The organism is Paenibacillus sp. FSL H8-0260 (assembly GCF_045040625.1).
In the GTDB taxonomy this organism is placed as follows: Bacteria; Bacillota; Bacilli; order Paenibacillales; family Paenibacillaceae; genus Paenibacillus_AQ; species Paenibacillus_AQ odorifer.
Window position 1 is genome coordinate 5,956,107 of the sequence record NZ_CP150298.1, and the last position, 16,559, is coordinate 5,972,665.

The 16,559-nt window shown below is 43.0% G+C and carries 15 protein-coding genes and 1 pseudogene; 4 read left to right on the plus strand and 12 right to left on the minus strand.

Features of this window, described 5'->3' with window-relative positions; all coding sequences use genetic code 11:
• Positions 1 to 12: 12 nt before the first annotated feature.
• The 9 genes and pseudogenes from MHI51_RS26340 to MHI51_RS26380 form a co-directional block, all read right to left on the minus strand.
• Positions 13 to 1,047, minus strand: coding sequence for a sensor histidine kinase (locus MHI51_RS26340; RefSeq protein ID WP_076130326.1), 1,035 nt, complete (start codon positions 1,045 to 1,047; stop codon positions 13 to 15).
• 31 nt (positions 1,048 to 1,078) lie between these two features.
• Positions 1,079 to 1,726, minus strand: coding sequence for a cell wall-active antibiotics response protein LiaF (gene liaF / locus MHI51_RS26345; protein ID WP_036685537.1), 648 nt, complete (start codon positions 1,724 to 1,726; stop codon positions 1,079 to 1,081).
• Between the two features lie 197 nt (positions 1,727 to 1,923).
• Positions 1,924 to 2,628, minus strand: a complete 705-nt coding sequence (locus MHI51_RS26350; protein ID WP_036685540.1) for a PspA/IM30 family protein — start codon at positions 2,626 to 2,628, stop codon at positions 1,924 to 1,926.
• A gap of 3 nt (positions 2,629 to 2,631) precedes the next feature.
• Positions 2,632 to 3,099: a PspC domain-containing protein gene (locus tag MHI51_RS26355; protein WP_076184838.1), complete on the minus strand. Its 468-nt coding sequence runs from the start codon at positions 3,097 to 3,099 to the stop codon at positions 2,632 to 2,634.
• Positions 3,100 to 3,103: 4 nt separating this feature from the next.
• Positions 3,104 to 3,781: a PspA/IM30 family protein gene (locus MHI51_RS26360; protein WP_036685541.1), complete on the minus strand. Its 678-nt coding sequence runs from the start codon at positions 3,779 to 3,781 to the stop codon at positions 3,104 to 3,106.
• Between the two features lie 44 nt (positions 3,782 to 3,825).
• Positions 3,826 to 4,131: a LiaF transmembrane domain-containing protein gene (locus tag MHI51_RS26365; RefSeq protein ID WP_076130307.1), complete on the minus strand. Its 306-nt coding sequence runs from the start codon at positions 4,129 to 4,131 to the stop codon at positions 3,826 to 3,828.
• A 269-nt stretch (positions 4,132 to 4,400) separates the two neighbouring features.
• Positions 4,401 to 6,914, minus strand: a complete 2,514-nt coding sequence (locus tag MHI51_RS26370; protein WP_405173374.1) for an ABC transporter permease — start codon at positions 6,912 to 6,914, stop codon at positions 4,401 to 4,403.
• A 22-nt stretch (positions 6,915 to 6,936) separates the two neighbouring features.
• Entirely contained in the window at positions 6,937 to 7,677 is a 741-nt protein-coding gene (locus tag MHI51_RS26375) for an ABC transporter permease (RefSeq protein ID WP_076277168.1), read from the minus strand.
• 129 nt (positions 7,678 to 7,806) lie between these two features.
• Positions 7,807 to 8,472: pseudogene (locus MHI51_RS26380) on the minus strand (ABC transporter ATP-binding protein).
• Positions 8,473 to 8,821: 349 nt separating this feature from the next.
• Here MHI51_RS26380 and MHI51_RS26385 point away from each other — a divergent pair.
• The 4 genes from MHI51_RS26385 (at position 8,822) to MHI51_RS26400 (ending at position 13,871) form a co-directional block, all read left to right on the plus strand.
• A complete protein-coding gene (locus tag MHI51_RS26385) occupies positions 8,822 to 9,505 on the plus strand; it encodes a response regulator transcription factor (RefSeq protein ID WP_076184822.1) in 684 nt (227 codons plus the stop codon).
• The gene (locus tag MHI51_RS26390) at positions 9,502 to 10,539 is read left to right on the plus strand and encodes a sensor histidine kinase KdpD (protein ID WP_076220300.1); all 1,038 of its coding nucleotides are present in this window, start codon (positions 9,502 to 9,504) and stop codon (positions 10,537 to 10,539) included. The genes MHI51_RS26385 and MHI51_RS26390 overlap by 4 nt, the downstream gene beginning before the upstream one ends.
• A 102-nt stretch (positions 10,540 to 10,641) precedes the next feature.
• Entirely contained in the window at positions 10,642 to 11,340 is a 699-nt protein-coding gene (locus MHI51_RS26395) for an ABC transporter ATP-binding protein (protein WP_076184824.1), read from the plus strand.
• The gene (locus MHI51_RS26400; RefSeq protein WP_076220301.1) at positions 11,337 to 13,871 is read left to right on the plus strand and encodes an ABC transporter permease; all 2,535 of its coding nucleotides are present in this window, start codon (positions 11,337 to 11,339) and stop codon (positions 13,869 to 13,871) included. Before MHI51_RS26395 ends, MHI51_RS26400 begins: the two co-directional genes overlap by 4 nt.
• A gap of 88 nt (positions 13,872 to 13,959) precedes the next feature.
• Here MHI51_RS26400 and MHI51_RS26405 read toward each other — a convergent pair whose 3' ends face one another.
• From MHI51_RS26405 to MHI51_RS26415, 3 genes are read right to left on the minus strand one after another with little or no spacing between them, the layout of a single operon-like run.
• Positions 13,960 to 14,790, minus strand: a complete 831-nt coding sequence (locus tag MHI51_RS26405; protein WP_036685556.1) for a MetQ/NlpA family ABC transporter substrate-binding protein — start codon at positions 14,788 to 14,790, stop codon at positions 13,960 to 13,962.
• 42 nt (positions 14,791 to 14,832) lie between these two features.
• Entirely contained in the window at positions 14,833 to 15,495 is a 663-nt protein-coding gene (locus MHI51_RS26410) for a methionine ABC transporter permease (RefSeq protein WP_036685560.1), read from the minus strand.
• Complete coding sequence (locus MHI51_RS26415) at positions 15,488 to 16,249, minus strand: methionine ABC transporter ATP-binding protein (protein WP_081387544.1); 762 nt, start codon at positions 16,247 to 16,249, stop codon at positions 15,488 to 15,490. Before MHI51_RS26415 ends, MHI51_RS26410 begins: the two co-directional genes overlap by 8 nt.
• Positions 16,250 to 16,559: the final 310 nt, after the last annotated feature.

Consider the following 16,559-nt stretch of genomic DNA (forward strand, 5'->3'; position numbering starts at 1 on the left):
TCTTTCCTCCTATTATTCATTGACTAACGGAACGGTAATCTCAATACGCATCCCTTTACCCGGAGCGGTAATGAACTGAATGGAGCCTCCGATTTCATTAATCCGCTCCTGCATGTTCGACAAACCATAGGAAGCTTGTTTGGTGTCGTCCATCTCAAAGCCGATCCCATCATCACGCAACGTCAAGCGAACTGTATCTCCCCGTCTATGCAGCCGGATTTCCATTTTTTCTGCCTTCGCATGACGAAGTGTATTAGAAATCGCCTCTTGGACGATACGGAACAAGTGATTCTCTACCCCTTTTAACAGCTGCACATCAGGGTCCATTTCAAATACAATTTCGATTGGAACCTTGATCTTAAGCTCCTTGATCAATTCCTGCAGACCTTGTTCGAGGCCCTTTCCTTCCAAATAAACAGGTCTCAAATGCAGCAGCAATGCCCTCATCTCCGATTGGGCTACGGCAGACATTTCTTCTATAAGCGCAATTTGCCGCTGGGCTTTATCGAAATCTTTCTCCAAGGTCCGGCCTACCGCCGTGGCAGTCATGGAGATTGCAAATAGCTGCTGGGAAACAGCGTCGTGCAGTTCACGCGCAAGCCGCTGCCGTTCCTCCATAATAGCAGATACCCGCGCCTGCTCCGCAAGCTTCGCGTTATTCGTGGACAACCGCTGCAGCGTCGTCACTTGATTCTCCCATTTGCCGCTAATCCGGCCAAGCTGTTCTCCGAGCCTTCCCAGCTCATCATCACCTAGATCCGGCATGGACAGCGTCAAATTTCCCTTTTCCCATAATACGAGGGTCTGCCTAAGACGTTCCAACTGCCGCTTCACACGAAAGCTCTGATAAAAGCCATAACCAATCCCAAAGCCCATAGGCAGAAGAATTAGAGTGACGGCTGTCCGCACGCCAAATTTCCAGCTTTCAAAAGGCTTCAAATAGCCATATGTATACATGACATACATTATCACAAGCAGCATGACCAAAGAGAACAGAGCCCCCTCACCCATGCTGCGTGATATCATGTTTTTGTTCTTTTTTTCCATGCGGGGGACTCTCCCTTCTCTATCAAGCTTTTCAGGATAATCGTACATCTAGATCTCCCATTAAATAAGAAACACTAAATTTCACTTTGTATTCACTGCTGTCATAATTGGCTGATTTCCAATTCAGACGGTTCAACATCCCTGTATCTCGCTGGTTGCCGAATTCAATGGACCCAAAGAGCACAAAAGCTTCAATTTCCACGCCGTAATCATCGGACAGGTTAATGTCCATATCGCCAAAAATCCCTTGAAACAGCATGACCGTTTCCTTATGATCCGCCATAGCTAATGAAAGATCCACATCGGCCTCACCCAGTACATGCCAAGAGCTAAGGCTGTGCATCACCCAAGGTGAGCGGTCCCAGTCAAATCTGGATGAAAAGTTCTGCTTCTGCATAAACCCTTCCTTACGCTGTACTCTTTTGGATTTGGTAAAAAACATCCCAAGTGAGATTAAACAAATCCCCAGCACGAGCACCAAATGGTCCAGCAAAAGCAATACAGCACCTATCCCGAGCAGTTTATAGCCCTGCTTTACTTTGCCTGATGTCGTACGGTAGACTCCCAGCAGCAGGAACAGAAGCGCGACAATGGAGAAAAAGCCGAGCCATCTACCAAAAATCATCATGCAGCCAACAGCAATCAGTCCGATGGCAATCAAACGGTTTCGTTTATCCATTTCGCACCTCCTAAAAGTTTTGCGAAGCAAAACTCATTTTATACTATCGGTTAGATATCCGTCACTATGATGAGGAATATTATCACCGTTAAATATTATAGCTAGCCGCTATAAAAGCCATATCGGTATGGAGATCCATACCGTATGGCTTCTTCTTGTCCAGCATATCATATCCGTCCAAGTTTTAGGAACAGGATTTATTGTTCTTTTTTGTTTAGAGAAGGAGCCGCGGGTGTATCATTCAGCTTGTTTTTCAGTAGCGCCAATTGCTCATCCACTTTCAGTTGCTTCTCAACATCAACGGGTTTGCTATAAGCAGCGGATGGGCTGTAAGGTGCACGCATTACATCTGCTTCAGCCTCAAGCTGCATAATTTTCTCTTCCATCCGGTGGAATCCGAGTGATGCACTGCCACTTTCAATGGAATGTACGCTGCTGATTTGCGACATTTGTTTTTTAGCTTTAGCCATTTGAGCACGGGATACAAGCTCGTTACGTTTGTTGCGCAGCTTGTAGAACTCATCCTTCATGTCATGCAGTTGTTGCACTAATTCCTTAGCGTGTACTTCAGCTTGTGCGTGAAGATCACTGTATTCCACTTGCTTTTGGTCAAAGTAGATTTTTTCTTCCAACAGCTTGCGAGTTACTTCTTCTTGGCCATTTTTCAGTGCCAGTTCAGCTTGTGATCCACGTTGTGCAGACATTTTTGCTGCTTCTTCCACACGTTGCTTCATACGGCGTTCGTTAGCCATTTGTTTAGCAACTGTTACTTCTGCTTCGTGAATTTCAGCCTCCATATCGCGCAGATATTGGTTAAGCATTACGATTGGGTCCTCTACCTTATCCAACAAGTCATTTACCGACGCTTTTGTCATATCTTTAATTCTTTGAAATACTCCCATGATTTACAATTCCCCTTTCTCATATTTAGACAGTTTTTGTTTGAGTTCTTCTACTTCTTTTTGCAAAGCCTTCTTCTCAATATCCTTCATCATCGCATCCAAACCGGAGTCCGGTGCGGAATAAGCGTTGTTCTTCTCAAAATTAGGATTGTAATTTGGCTGGCGTCCGTAAGGTCCATATCCGCCAGTAGCTTGTGGTCCGTGTCCATGTTCCGGTCTGCCTGAGTAGGGTCCGCCGAATGGGCCACCCGGTGCCCCAGGCCCTGGTCCAAATGGATTATAATGCGTCGGTTCCTTAGGAATGACCATTGCTGCAATGAAGTATACCGGAATCACCGCACCACCTGTAAACGGAATGCTGACCAGTAATAGAATCCGGAATAACGTGGAATCAATACCGAGTGTCTCAGATAATCCACCTGCAAGACCCGTCATCACTTTATCTCTTGTTGAACGATACAATCGACTCATAGCGCTACTCCTTTCCACCATTGTTCAGTTTCTCCTTTAGGCGAGCCATTTCTCTTTCGAGTACGGTTGCTACGGTCTCACCCGCTTGCACCGCATATTCCTGTCCCATGCGCCGCAAATCACGCAAGCTCTTTGCTTCTAATTCCCAATCCGACATCTGATCTTCCAGACGTCCGAACATTTTGGGAACATCACCACCATTGCCATAAGCACTGGCTCTTTGATTCATCCGTTGCTGCAATCGCAGCGACTCCATTCGTGCCGAATAATACTGACGTTTGCTGTACACCGTTTGATACTCTATTTTCAGCTCATTCAGCTGTGCTTCAAGTTCAAACAAGGATTGCTTGCTCTGTTCTAGCAGCCCGCTATATTGCTCCAGTTTTTCCTCGTGAATGATCTTTTCTTGTAAAGCCAGCTTCGCGAGATGATCCTCGCCTGCTTTCAGTGCCAACAACGCCTGCTCTTCACGTTTGTTTCTCATGGCAGTTGCTTGGTTCACTTGCTGCTGCAATTGCTTCGTGTGGGAAGCATATTGCTGGTACAGCCTTTCAGCTTCACTGATTTCCTCACGGGTTGAATGTAGAAATTGATCAATTAGTTTCACGGGATCTTGGCTTTGCTCCAGACGTTCGTTTAGATTAGCTACAGTAATATCCCTCATGCGACGAAAAACACTCATGATCTCCTGCTCCCTCCCTGCTTCTTGTTTAAGTACATTGATTCTTAATAAGTACCCTTGTTACTTCTGCCCTTTAATGCTGATACGCCCCAGACGATCAACGCCACTCCTAGAAGTGGTCCAATGATCCAGGAAAGCTTCGCGATCAGGGACATCACACCAATGAACATCAGCACCCAACCAATAATCTTGCGTCCGCTCTTAATCCCGTAGTACCCGAGAACAACCAGCAATACCGGGAAAAGTAATCTGAACATTCCGTGGATCAGAGGAAGCGCAATGCCGAGCAGCATAACCGCACCAATCACAATCAGTACAACCGCTAATCCGTTTCCTTGTCTTCTTTGCATTTTTTCTCACCGCCTTTCGTTGTCCTTAACCTTATAGCCTTATTCTAGGGTAAATTGCAGACTTTCAAAACAGACCAACGACGGTTTTTCGTACTGGACCTTAGTCGAGGTAGCTGTACGACTACAGACCACTGTTGGGCTAGTTGTAGCTCATAACCAACCTTTGCACATATAAATGGGAATGAACCCATCAAAAATTAAAAGGACACCACCCTATATAGGTGATGCCCTTTTGAACTTTCCTTTAGGGTTAACTATGCGGCTCTTTATCAAAAAACCTCGCTCCGTAATCTTTCAATAATAGTCTTCTTAGATATGCTGTGGTAAGACAAAACGGGTACTACAATAGAGACCAGCATAAAGGGGATTATACTAAGTAAAATAGGGGTTAATGTAAAAGTCCAAGTAAAATAATCAAGTTCTGCTCCCATTGCGGGTACTAGGGTAGTATTTGCCACGCTTCCTAGCACAATCGAAAACATCAGCCCTAGGAAGGCATACCCGCCCCCCTCAAAGATAAGCATTTCTTTTACCTGCTTATCCGTCATGGCTATTGATTGCAGCATGGCAATTTCTCGTTTTCTGGTTAAAATAGAAGTTTGCATGGAATTTATGAAATTCAGAATCCCAATAACACCTAGCAGAATACAAAATGCACCTCCTACCACCTCATACATAAAGATTAAACTACGAAAGGTTTCTCTAGAAGTATTCTTCGAATAGAAATCCAATCCGGTATCCGTATGTAAGCAATAGTCCTCCAGCCATTTTTCTGTCTGAGTTAAATGTTCATCATCTACGTTAAAGATTGTATACATTGGCAGCATAGAATCTGCATGGGCAAGCAGTTCATCCGAAGGCAACAAATACTCTAATCCTATATCATAATATGCCACTGAGTGAATAGCTCCCGGAAAATCAACAATGGCAAGCACTTCATATTCCTTTTCCTTTCCGTTTCCAAAACTCACTTTAACTTTATCTCCCGGATGATAAATGCTGCTTGTACCATCTAGGAATTTCTTACAGTTAGTAACATAGATTCCCTCTCCGTTCTCCCAGCGTTTTTGATCCAAAGCTCCTTCCTTTACTTGAATCATCTGTGCCGGCCACTCACTGAAACCAAATGTATTCACTATTGATCTCCGTTTCACCATTTCCTGAGAACTCAGAAATTCCTCTTGGTCCCTTTCATTCATCAAGCCGACTTCTCTTTTCAGCGCAGACATTGCCTGATCACTTAAATTTTGTGTTAAAGGGAGTACATAAACATTACCGCTATTTTCAAGCCCGTCCAATGACTCTACTTGTTTTATGAACTCATTGCTTACACCGGAAGTATCAAATGGAGGCGAATTATTTATGATCGAAGTATCAGCAACCGTAAAGTCCGAAACAGACTGAAACTCAATGAACTTATTAAAATCAAAAGAATGCACAAGACCATAAGTACTATTAAGAATAACCAAACTAAGTGTAAAAGAAAGCGTGACGATGATCACTTTTCGGGGGTTCCTCTTTAAATTAGCCATTGCTAGACGAACGGATGTTATTGGTTGAGCTTTTTTCTTTTTTCTTCTTAGTTCTCCCGCCTGTTTTCCTTCAACATAACTTAGAGCTTCTATTGGAGAAACCCTTGATGCAACCTTTGCTGGCCCTAAGCAACTTAATAACACTGTGCAGAGGCTGAATATAGCGGCAATAGCAAAAATAAGCGGGTGTACACTTGTTACGACGCGCATATCTTCACCAAAAATATCGATAATAGCCGGAACAAGAAAACGACCGATCGTCCAACCTATCACTAGTCCAAAAGGAATACCGATACAAGCAAGATATATTGCCTTATAACGAACCATTCTTTTGATTTGTTTTGAGGTTGTCCCAATGACTTTTAATAAACCATAAGATTTAATTTCTTGTGCAATTGAAATATAGAATATATTGTAGATTAACAAATATCCAGCTAAGGAAATCACTGTGATTACAAGGAAACCTAGAAGTATATTTTGAGGTTCAGATCCTAGAATATCATAAGAAGCGTTAACAGTTATTTGACCATCAAAATCACTTCTGCTGGCAAGTTGTTCAGATTTCGTTTCAATATCCCACGTATTCGAAAACCAAAATTGACTGTTGATATAGCCTGAGTACACATTGGGACGGTTGTTCCATGGTTCAGTTGCCACAGGAGCTATTAAATCTGCATATTCACGAGAAAGCCAAATATTTTGACGCCAAGAGAGCGGATTTCCATCCCAAATTCCACAAACGGTAAAGGTATCTGTTATTGTTTTTTTATCTGTTTTGAAGGTTAATGAAATGGATTGACCTAATGTATGGGGAAGACCCAGCGCATCCAATACCAAGGTGCTTACACTTATGTCCTTCTTTTGCTGTGGCATGTTTCCAAGCTGTGGTAAGCTATACGCCCATTTTGCATACTTTTCCTCACCATACCTCACTTCTGTAGGTAACTTAGAAAAGGCAGCCCCCTGTGCATCACCGATAAGAACCGAATAGGAGATGTCCTTAATCATTGAATCTGAAGAGACTCTTTTATACTCAGGTATAGACATTTGATGAAATCCACCATGAGCATTGCTCCCTGCGATTCTCATCTTGTTATCTTTCATTGACTCTAACAAACTCCCTGCAATAGTAAATACACTGGTGAACATAATCGCAGCCAAGGCTATTGCCAGAATAGCAAAATAATTTTTGCTAGATTTAAGAGAGCGCTTTGCCAACTTTTTCATAGTTTTTCCACTATTGTGTTTCAAAGTTCCCACCTCCCTTGCATTATTATTCTGCTTGTCTTAGCTGTTCAATAACACTTGAACGGGAAATAGATTTGTACAACAAACCAGGAAATATTGAACAGATCAACAAGACAACCCCCGAATATATGATTAAAGAGGTAACCGGATATCTAAACACTCCATAGCCTATATATTCATGCAATATATTAAAGACCAGATAACTAATGCCACTACCCACTATTAATGTAAGAACAAAAGCAATTAGAGCAAACCAGATTCCTTCAAAGGTGATCAGCCATTTAATCTGCTTCTTCGTCGCGCCAATAGATGCTAGAACAGCAAACTCCTGTTTTCTGGATACAATGCTTACTAATATAGTGTTAATAAAATTCAAAACACCGATGCTGCTTAAAATGATAATGATAACAATAGAAAGATTGGAAAAAGACTGCTTTAAGTCAGCAAACGCTTTTGCCTGTTCAATTTTTGAGGTGCGTGAAATGCTGCTGTCTCCGCTTGTAAGGAGTTTAACCTCATTCAACACATCCTGTTCTTTTCCTTTTTGCGCATTAATCTTAATAGAGTAAATCACAGCATCAGAATGATATTTGTTGATAACATTATTTGACACAATTAGCCATGGAGCAGCACCACTATTCATAGCATCACGTTCAAACGTCATTTGACCGCCAATTTTCACCTTATAGCTCTTGTTGTTGTCAATTACCGTAAAGGGTATCTGTACACCTATTGGAATGCCATTCCCATTAATATCAGTTACCAATGCTATCTTCCCTTTGGAAAAGTCGCTTAAATTAATCGGGTTCTTGCAGTACGGTTATACTCCTCAAGTTTTTTTATCATCAATGCCGATCAACGGATGAAGAATGATTTCTATACATTTTTTCCCTCTCTAATCCACGATTTTCCCATCCTCCATACGGAGAATCCGATCAGCACGCAAGGAAATTTCGTTGTTATGTGTAATCATAATGATTGTTTGATTTAGTTGGTGACTAGTCATTTCCAGCAGCTTGATTACCTCTTCACTTGTTTGACTATCCAAATTTCCAGTGGGCTCATCGGCAAGGATAATAGCGGGCTTCATCGCTAAAGCCCTTGCAATTGCTACACGCTATTGTTGGCCCCCAGACAAATTGTTGGGTAAATTATTCAGCTTCTCCTTCAGTCCTAACATCCTTACAATGATGTTCACATACTCCTTATCCACCTTGTTTCCATCAAGTTCAATCGGCAGAACGATATTCTCGTAGACATTAAGTATCGGCATTAGATTATAATTTTGAAAAATGAACCCGATATTTTTACGTCTAAAAATCGTAAGCTGATCACTGTTCATCTTTGACAGTTCTTTCCCATTCACTTCTACGGTGCCAGAGGTAGGATTATCAAGGCCCCCGAGCATATGCAGTAGCGTAGACTTACCGCTGCCGGAAGTCCCAACGATAGCCACAAATTCACCTTGCTCCACACTCATTGTTATGCCATCCAACGCTTTGACAGGGTTTGGTTCACTACCGTAATACTTTCTCAAGTCGTTAGCTTTTAATATACTCATGTACAACCCCTCTATTTCTTTAGAATATCTGATTCTTCATGTGTCATACCGTCGTGAAATTTCTTACAATACCAATAACTAGAATAAATAGTGTATACTTCGACATTTTTTTCCAAGATCCACTTTATTCCATTAATTTACTATTTTATATAAAAAAATTCGTTTACAATGTTTTTTTTGAGGACTATACTAACTATTTGTTCTAGAAAATTACATTTAATATACAATAAAACATTTTTAAAGATTATAAAGAAAAGTCCACTTTCAACTGTCTACTAAATAAAAATCTCGCTTTCGAATAAATCCCGAGAATGTATAATGATCAAATAAGAAACAAAGGAGAATTACTATGAACATACTGATCGTTGAGGACGACCGTAGTTTAAATAAAGGGATCGCTCTCACTCTTTCTCAAAACAATGTCATGATCCATCAAGCCTACGATATTGCCGCGGCGGAGCATATTTTCGCAGTTAACCCTATTGATCTCATCATTCTGGACATCAATCTGCCAGACGGCAGTGGACTGGATTATTGCGAGCAACTTCGCAAGACCTCACGCGTACCCATTATTTTCCTAACCGCCAATGATATGGAGTCCGACATTATCACCGGTTTTGCATTGGGGGGCGATGACTATATCACTAAACCATTCAGCCTAATGGTGCTTCGCGCCAGAGTAATGGCAGTGCTCAGAAGAACGGAATCACTAGGGACTGGAAAAATAACATTGGGTCCCTTAGAACTCGATTTTGAGAAACTGGAGTACAGCAAAAATAAACAATCGCTCCAGCTGAGCAAAACTGAGCAAAAACTGCTGCGGCTGCTGGTGACGAATACGGGCAATATTTTGACCCGAGAACAGCTGATAGACAAGATCTGGAGCAAGGATGCCGAATTTGTGGATGAAAACGCATTGACAGTAGCCATCAAACGGCTGCGTGCTAAACTTGAGGATGACCCGGCAGCACCCAGATATATCAAGACCATTTACGGACTTGGATACATGTGGACTGAAGGGCAAAAACCATGAAAACCAATAGCCCACCTGCTAATTTCAAGCAAATTCATAGGCTCTTTTTACTGATCATCCTTATACTAGTGGCCTGTTTTATCGGCAGTATAATGTTTCTGTACGGGTTCGACCCCACTCTGCTCCAACTGACTTCTCTATTTATCATCTGTATATTAGCGACAGGAGCCGTATGGGTCTGGTTATGGAACCGCCAGATCGCAATCTATATACAGACCTTGGATACTGCGATTGAACGGGCTATACATGACCTGCCGCCACTCACTAACTATGAAGAAACCGCTCTGTCTTCGATGGAACATAAACTAAAGCGGTATATAGGGATGGCTAAGGCGAATGAACGAAATATCCAAACAGAGAAAAACAAAATAAAAGAGCTGATCTCGGATATCTCCCATCAAACCAAGACCCCCCTCTCTAATATCATGGTATTCAGTCAGTTGCTCGAAGAGATGCCCGGACTAAATGAGAATGTCCGGCACTACATACAGCATATTAAAGCGCAGTCAGATAAGTTGGATTGGCTGATTCAGTCTCTAATCAAATTATCACGTTTGGAAACAGGAATGATCTCCCTACAGCAGATTGAGGCGAAACCGCTCATACAAACTCTGACGCAGGCTTTATCCCAGATTTATGCACAAGCGGAAAACAAACAAATTACGATCAATATTGACTGCGGGACACACATCTTAGCCTGCCACGATGTCAAATGGACAAGTGAAGCACTATTCAACCTGCTCGAGAATGCTGTGAAGTACACACCGCATAACGGACAAATTTCCGTTCTTGCTGAAAGCAACGAGATGTTCACCTGTCTCCACCTTACCGATACTGGACTTGGAATCTCCAGCGAAGAAATCCCTCACATCTTTAAGCGGTTTTACCGAGGAAAGCAAGCGCGTGAATTCGAGGGGGTCGGCATCGGGTTGTTTTTATCCAGAGAGATTATCACGGCGCAAGGCGGCCATATCAACGTCATTTCTGAAACTGGAAAAGGTACAACTTTCTCTGTTTACCTGCCCCAGCGCTGAAATAGAATGTGTCATTATGGTCAGAATTCAGACACTCTCCTGTCAGATTGATTTGCTACCCTTAAATCATGGACAAACAGATCTCATTGGAGGGGAAGAGTTATGCCGATTCTACAGACTGAAAATTTAAAAAAACACTATGGAAAGGTTGGCGCAAGCGTTAAGGCTTTGGACGGTATATCACTGTCAGTGGATAAAGGGGAGTTTGTCGCCATTGTCGGCACTAGCGGCAGCGGCAAAAGCACCCTTCTTCATATGCTTGGTGGATTAGATCGGGCAACAGAGGGCAAGGTTTACGTGGACGGGAATGATATTTTTGCGATGAGTGATGAGAAGCTGACCATTTTTCGGCGCAGATCGGTGGGGTTTGTTTTTCAGAACTACAATTTGGTACCCATACTAAATGTGCGGGAGAATATTGTGCTGCCTATTGAACTGGACGGTGGCAAAATTGACGAAACTTATCTTGATCTAATCATCCGCACTTTAGGCTTGCAGGAAAAGATGAATACTCTACCTTCTAATCTGTCTGGCGGACAGCAGCAACGGGTGGCAATAGCCAGAGCATTGGCGACCAAACCTTCAATCATCTTAGCAGATGAACCTACAGGTAATCTGGACAGCAAAACAAGCCAAGAAGTGCTGATTTTACTTAAACAGATGAGTGAAAAATTCAACCAAACCATTGTGATGATCACACACAATGAACAAATTGCTCAAACTGCTGACCGTATTATCCGTATTGAAGATGGCGTCATTTTCACTGGACAACTCCGTAGCTCCGGAGTGAGCCAGCCATGATCAGCACGAATAACCATAAGACCATTGCTACTTTAGCCAAAAAAAGCCTCAAAGCCAACCGTGCTCGCAATTTCACTATCATCTGTGCCATCGTACTGACTACGCTTTTGATCACCAGCGTGTTTACCTTGGCGCTCAGTATTAACAAATCGATGCAACGCGCACAAATGCAGACTACCGGCAGCGATTATCATGGAAGCTTCAAATATCTGAATCCTGCCGAGTTGGAGAAGCTGAAGAATCAACCATCCATCAAAGAGTATGGCGTCTTCCTTAAGGTTGGCGATATAAGCACCAGTCTGTTCAAGAATCACCGGGTAGAGGTCCTTCGAATTGACGAGAATTATGCCAAACATGGATTTATCAACTTTATAGCTGGCGGACTGCCCTCCCAAGAGAATGAAATCGTCCTAAATACTTGGGCGCTTGACTTGCTAGGAGCAAAACATGAGTTAGGCCAGACTGTGAAGCTGGATATAGACATTGGTGAAAAAGTCATAAGCCAAGACTTTAAGCTCTCCGGATATTACGAAACCGATCAAAATTTGGCGATGTCAGGATTGGCTTTTGTATCCGAAGCATTTACACAGAAGAACATTTCCCATATTGACCCGGACATCTCTGAGGCAACGGGTTCTTATGTGAACACCGCAGGTCTAGGGGTGATGTTTAATAATTCTTATAATATTGAACAGAAGGTACAAAAGATTTTGACGGACACCGGCCTGGATGTACCTTATGGTGTCAATCCGGCTTATACGAGTGTTTCTCTCTCCGATAATCTAATGAATATCATTCCTTATGCAGTTGTCATTCTTATCACCATGCTGAGCGGCTATTTACTAATCTACAATATCTTTTTTATTTCCGTCGTGCGGGATGTCAAATTTTACGGGCTGCTAAAGACCATCGGTACCACACCCCGACAACTGAAAAAGATCATCTCCATTCAGGCCCGCTCACTTTATCTCGTCGCATTGCCTTTTGGATTGGGGTTCGGGTATCTGCTAGGTCTGCTGATTCTCCCTATGGCCTCCTCATTTTTAAACGGCTCTACTGATAATGTCTATTCTGCTAGCCCGTGGATATTTATTGGTGCAGCAGCATTCTCGTTTATGACAGTATGGATCGCCGCAAGCAAACCGGGCCGGATGGCTTCGCGAACCTCGCCGGTAGAGGCTGTAAAATTTGCCGGAGTCAGCAGCGGTGGAAAACGGAATGCCAAAAAATCAAAACATGGTGCAAAACTTCACAACATGGCGTTCTCCAACCTGTTCAGAAGCAAAAAGAAGCTGATCCTGATGCTCTCTTCACTCTCCTTGAGTATCATCTTGTTCAGTACCATTTTCACAGTAATCTCCTCACTGGATGTGAATAAATATCTGCGTGCCTTTATCTCCGGTGATTTTGTGGTTCAGAATGAAGTGCTAGTCAGTATTACAGGGCCTCGAGACGGTGATCCATATAAGCTTTCAGAGGAATTCGCCAACAATCTAAGTAAAATTGACGGTGTAGAAACTGTTGATAAGGTTTACCACAGATATGTTCCATCTCCTGTCGATGATGCTGTCCGGGCTATTTTGGAGCCAATGGCAGCTGCTGACCCACATCCTTATCTTCTCTCCACTTTAGATAAGGTGGGGATGGTCTACAATCATTTATATGGATTAGATCCGGGCTGGTATGATCTTGTGGACAAGGATATTATTGAAGGGGAGTTTAACAGGCAGAAGTTTGCTTCAGGAAAATATGCGGTCATATCTGAGGCCATGTTTATAGAAGAAGATAGCTACCGCACCTATTATCATCCTGGAGATACAGTCACTTTCGAGAAGTCGGATAAATCTTATGAAGTGATGGCAGTAGTAAAACATGATGCAGTATATGCTGCCACAACAAAATCTTACTCTATGTTAGGTTACAACATCTTCCTCCCTGCTTCGGAGCTGCAGAAGGAAATGCCGAAGGGTACAGATCCAGCCAATATCGTTTCAGCCACATTACATGTCGATCCGACTAAGCTGGACCAGGTAGAACAAGTGGTCAAAGCATTAACAGATTCGACGGATGAATTAACTTTAAAATCAAGAGAGGATTACAAGGATGAGCTCGGTGGATTCATTCGCATTTTTCAAACCGTCGGGTATGGGCTTAGCCTGGTCATTGCTCTAATTGGGGTGCTGAATTATATCAACACTGTACTCACCGGGGTAGTCTCCCGCCGGAATGAACTTGCCATGCTGGAGAGTATTGGCATGACCAAAAAGCAGCTAAAACGTATGCTGATCCTTGAAGGATTCTACACCGTTTTGCTAACCGTCCTCATAACCTCAACATTAGGTGTATTGCTGACCTATAACCTTTCCAAAAGCATCACGGAAAATATGGCCTTTATGGTATTTCAGATGAGTTGGCTGCCGTTTATCCTCACCGTTCCTATTTTGTTAATTCTCGCTTACACAGTGACACTGAGAGCCTATAAAACGTTATCCCAAGCATCCATTGTGGAACGGCTGAGAGAAGCCGAGTAATGTAAGACACACCTAAATACTCCTATTACAAAAAGGGCAGCCCGGTAAATATCGCCGGGCTGCCCTTTTTCATAGATCTATATTCAGCTTATTTAAACGCAGGCAACGCAATATCCGCGTAATTATCCTCAAGGAACTTCTTCACTTCAGGACCGCTGATCCGTTTAGCCAGCTTTTGAATGGCGTCAGAGTCCTTGTTATCTTCACGTGCCACCAAAGTAATTGTGAATTCGGAATCTTCGCCTTCCGTAATCAGTGCATCTTTCTTCGGTGTCAATCCTAGTGGGCTCGCATAAGCCGGAGTCATGGCTACCAGATCGCCATCATCAAGCATACGGGCCAGCATTAGGAGATCGACTTCTTCAAACTTGAATTTTTTTGGATTTTCAGTAATGTCTGCTTGTGTGGCTTGAATGCCTACGCCTTCTTTTAGCTTAATAAGATCAGCTGCAGCGAACATTTGCAATGAACGGCCGATGTTAGATGGATCATTAGCCATTACAAGCGTAGCCCCTTCAGGAAGATCAGCTATAGTCTTATAACGTTTGGAGTATCCGCCATAAATAGCGTCATAAACAGGCTGTACCTCTACCAGATTAGAGCCTTTGCTTTCATTATATTGCTTCATATAAGGAACGTGCTGGAAAAAGTTAGCGTCTACTTCTTTATTAGCCAACGCCTCATTAGGCTGCACATTATCAGAGAGAACAACGATCTCCAGATCAATGCCATCTTCCTTCAGGAGCGGCTTCACAATATCCAGAATTTCTGTCATAGGTGGGATCAGTGTAGCGATCTTTAATTTGGTTAACTCATCATTACTACCTTTTGCAGCATTGTTCTCGGCTGCTTTATTAGAGCCACAACCCGCTACGACCAATACCATTAATGTAAGCACAAGTATCATTGATTTTTTCATTAGTACTACTAACCCCCAGTTTATATATTGAACTATTTTGTATTACCGCTTATCCAACAGCCTTGCGATAGTCCCCCCGGTGAACTGAACCAATTGGACTAATACAATCATCACTAGAATGGCATAGATCATCACTTCCGTCTCAAAACGCTGATAACCATAACGGATAGCGAAATCACCAACCCCTCCCCCACCAACAACTCCCATCACGGTCGAGAAGGAGATAAAGCTAATTGTAGAAGTAGTAAGTCCAAGGACTAGACCCGAACGAGCTTCCACATACAGAAATTTAAAGATCAAGCCCAGCTTCGAGGCTCCCATCGATAATGCGGCTTCAATGACCCCTTTAGGAACCTCCAGCAACGACTGTTCCACTAACCGAGCATAATAGGCAATAGCGATTATAGATAATGGAACCGCTGCTGCAATCGTCCCAATGGCGGTCCCGACCAGGAAACGAGTGACTGGAATTAGCGCAACGACCAGCAGCAGGAACGGAAACGAGCGGATAATATTAACGATACTGTTGAGCACCAGAGACAACGTTGTATTCTCATAAAGCTGCCCTTTTCGGAAAAAAAACAACAAGGTACCCAGTGGAAGCCCCAGCAGCACGGCCGCTCCAACAGAAATACCAACCATCACAAAGGTTTCACCAATCGAATCCCACATCTGTGCCTGATATTGAAGTACACTATCAAACATGATCTTCCCCCGCTTTACCAAGAATCTGATCGCGGTATGTCCCGGTACTGGCTGCCGCTGGACGGAATTCACCGTCTTCACGAGAGAACGAATCTACAATGCGCCCTTTTTCCATCACCGATACATGAGTACATATGCTTTTAACAACATCCATCTCATGCGTAACAATGACAACCGTTACTCCAAGACTTGAATTCACATGCTTCAGCACGTTCAAGATATCTGTAGTGGTTCCAGGGTCCAGGGAGGACGTTGGCTCGTCACACAGTAATATTCCCGGACTGTTCGCTAGCGCGCGGGCAATCGCAACACGCTGACGTTGTCCTCCGCTGAGCTGTGCCGGATATTGTTTTGCCTTATCTGCCAGTCCAACAAAATCCAGACACTCCTTCACACGCTTCATTCGTTCATGCTTTGGGACATCTGCCAACTCCAGCGGGATCGAAACATTCCGCTCTACAGTGACGTTATAAACAAGATTAAATTGTTGAAAGATCATTCCAATCTTTTGCCTTGCTTTACGCAGTGCTTTACTAGGCATTTCGGTCAGGTTGTGGCCATCTACGGTAACCGTTCCCTGATCCGGCTGTTCCAGAAGATTCATCAGTCGCAGCAGCGTAGATTTCCCCGCACCACTCTCACCAATGATCCCATGAATGGATCCCTGCTTTACCTCCAGCGATACCTCATCTACAGCCTGATAGATGCCTTCCTTCAGCTTGAACCCTTTACTTACCCGACTCAGCGACAGTATTAGAAGCTCCCCCTTCCTTTCCCTTATATAATGAACCTCCATCAAGTGAGACATTGTATTACAATTTTCTAAAATCTGTTTTATTAAAAATCTCCTTAAATAATAAGACATTTCTTCTGCTGTGTCATCATTTTTCTTTAAATGATATACCAGGAAGGTTGATGAAAACCTAAAAACCCTTTATACCGGGCTCTTTTTACACATTTATTAATAAAATAAAAAGGGTTAGCAAAGATAATCCTTCCCTCTTGAAATCATGATTCTCCTATTGCCCCACCACTAAACGCTCCACTGTTAATATAGCCATATT

Excerpts from the sequence above, each read along its gene's own strand:
- MHI51_RS26350 (WP_036685540.1), bottom strand. The coding sequence starts at position 2,628 with ATGGGAGTATTTCAAAGAATTAAAGATATGACAAAAGCGTCGGTAAAT.
- MHI51_RS26385 (WP_076184822.1), top strand. The coding sequence starts at position 8,822 with ATGAACATACTGATCGTTGAGGACGACCGTAGTTTAAATAAAGGGATC.
- MHI51_RS26400 (WP_076220301.1), top strand. The coding sequence starts at position 11,337 with ATGATCAGCACGAATAACCATAAGACCATTGCTACTTTAGCCAAAAAA.
- MHI51_RS26360 (WP_036685541.1), bottom strand. The coding sequence starts at position 3,781 with ATGAGTGTTTTTCGTCGCATGAGGGATATTACTGTAGCTAATCTAAAC.
- MHI51_RS26410 (WP_036685560.1), bottom strand. The coding sequence starts at position 15,495 with ATGTTTGATAGTGTACTTCAATATCAGGCACAGATGTGGGATTCGATT.
- MHI51_RS26340 (WP_076130326.1), bottom strand. The coding sequence starts at position 1,047 with ATGGAAAAAAAGAACAAAAACATGATATCACGCAGCATGGGTGAGGGG.
- liaF (WP_036685537.1), bottom strand. The coding sequence starts at position 1,726 with ATGGATAAACGAAACCGTTTGATTGCCATCGGACTGATTGCTGTTGGC.
- MHI51_RS26390 (WP_076220300.1), top strand. The coding sequence starts at position 9,502 with ATGAAAACCAATAGCCCACCTGCTAATTTCAAGCAAATTCATAGGCTC.
- MHI51_RS26355 (WP_076184838.1), bottom strand. The coding sequence starts at position 3,099 with ATGAGTCGATTGTATCGTTCAACAAGAGATAAAGTGATGACGGGTCTT.
- MHI51_RS26395 (WP_076184824.1), top strand. The coding sequence starts at position 10,642 with ATGCCGATTCTACAGACTGAAAATTTAAAAAAACACTATGGAAAGGTT.
- MHI51_RS26405 (WP_036685556.1), bottom strand. The coding sequence starts at position 14,790 with ATGAAAAAATCAATGATACTTGTGCTTACATTAATGGTATTGGTCGTA.
- MHI51_RS26365 (WP_076130307.1), bottom strand. The coding sequence starts at position 4,131 with ATGCAAAGAAGACAAGGAAACGGATTAGCGGTTGTACTGATTGTGATT.